Below are 1,463 nucleotides of genomic sequence, written 5' to 3'. Positions count from 1 at the left end.
TCTGAGCGTCGGACACGCCCATACCCCCATACCTGGCCTTCAGCTTGTGAGACACGTGGCCGGGCTCAGCCCATGGCGCCGACAGACCTCCGCAGCTGCCAGGCCGTCAACGCAGTGCGTTGACCCTGCTCCTTGATCATCCCGATGATCTGCGCCTCGGTGAAGCGGCTTTTCCTCTTGTCGTCTGCTCCTGCGTGGCGAAGCAAACTCTACATCAGACCGAGGGACGTCCCGGGGAGCAGGTCAGAGGGCAGGCCACGGAGGATGAACTGATCCGACAGCACGTCAATGACGTCCATCGACCGGAGCCTGCGACTGATCCGGATCGCCAGGCACTCTCGGGTGAACTAGTCGATTAGGTTGAGCATGCAGAACTTCCTGCCATCATGGGTCGGGCCTCGACAAAGTCGTAGAACCACACATATTGGGGCGCTCCGGCCGCAGGCGGATGCACGACCCGTCGTTCAGCCAGAGCCTTTCCTTCTTCGGTTGCCTTTGCGGGACCTTCAGCCCCTCCCGCCGCCAAATCCGTTCCACCCGCTTCACGTTCACCGCCCAGCCGGCATTCCGAAGCAGCGCCGTGATGCGGTGGTAGCCGTAGCGTCCATACTGGCTGGCGAGCGTGACGATGTCGGCGGTCAGCGCTTCTTCATCGGTCCGCCCGCGCGGCACCTTTCGCTGTGTGGAGCGATGCTAACCCAGGACACGGCAGGCGAGGCGCTCCGACATCTGGAGCTTCTGCCGAACGTGCTCGATGCAGGCGCGGCAGCTGGCGGGACTCAATAGTTCCCAAGGCAACCTCACGCAGGATCAGCTTCTGCAGCGTCAGTTCCGACACCGCCTTCCGCGGCCGCTCGTTCTCCTTCTAAAGATCCTTCGAGCGCTTGACCTGGCCGCTCTTCAGCCCGCCGGACTCCTTGCGCCCCCGTTAATAGGTGGACTCGGTCACGCGAATCGAGCGCACCGCCTTAGCGGCCAACTGGCCCTGCGACACTAACACATCAACCTGCCGGAGCTTGGCAACGATCTCCTCGGGCTTATGCTTCTTCTGGGGCACTCCGTCGTGCTCAATCTGGCTCGGAAGCCTACTTCAAGGAGGATCACCTATCAGGTAGTAGGCCACGTCGCTACTGCAAGATGGGTGGCTTCAAGCTTGCGATAGCAAACCAGAACCCGATCTTTGACAATCGAAAGATTATACTTTCATCGCCATGTGGCTCTGTTGCACAAATCGGCTGTAGGACTCATCTTGTGAACCCAGCGTGGTAGCTGGGGCGCATGAGCAGACCCACACCCCCGCCTACAAGACCAGGAACTGGCCCGCTTATAACGAAGCTCTGAAGCGCTGTGGCTCGCTGACGATCTGGTTCGATCCCGAGATGACGTGGGAGGCCAGTCCAACCGGCAAACGCGGCCGACAGCCTGACTACAGTGAAGCAGCCATCCAGGCCTGCCTGACGATG

The 1,463-nt window shown here is 61.0% G+C and carries 1 protein-coding gene and 2 pseudogenes; 1 reads left to right on the top strand and 2 read right to left on the bottom strand.

Annotation, left to right across the window (positions count from 1 at the left end; all coding sequences use genetic code 11):
* Positions 1-140, bottom strand: a pseudogene (locus CK240_RS18450) (transposase); the annotation flags it as partial.
* A gap of 99 nt (positions 141-239) precedes the next feature.
* A pseudogene (locus CK240_RS17510) lies at positions 240-1,057 on the bottom strand (IS3 family transposase); the annotation flags it as partial.
* A gap of 205 nt (positions 1,058-1,262) precedes the next feature.
* On the opposite strand from CK240_RS17510, the gene CK240_RS17505 reads away from it, so the two are divergent.
* Positions 1,263-1,463: transposase (locus CK240_RS17505; RefSeq protein ID WP_205957910.1), on the top strand; the 201-nt coding region annotated here is incomplete at its 3' end.

The sequence above is a fragment of the Paracoccus salipaludis genome, assembly GCF_002287065.1.
Classification (GTDB): Bacteria; Pseudomonadota; Alphaproteobacteria; order Rhodobacterales; family Rhodobacteraceae; genus Paracoccus; species Paracoccus salipaludis.
This window is presented reverse-complemented; position numbering and strand designations above follow the sequence as displayed.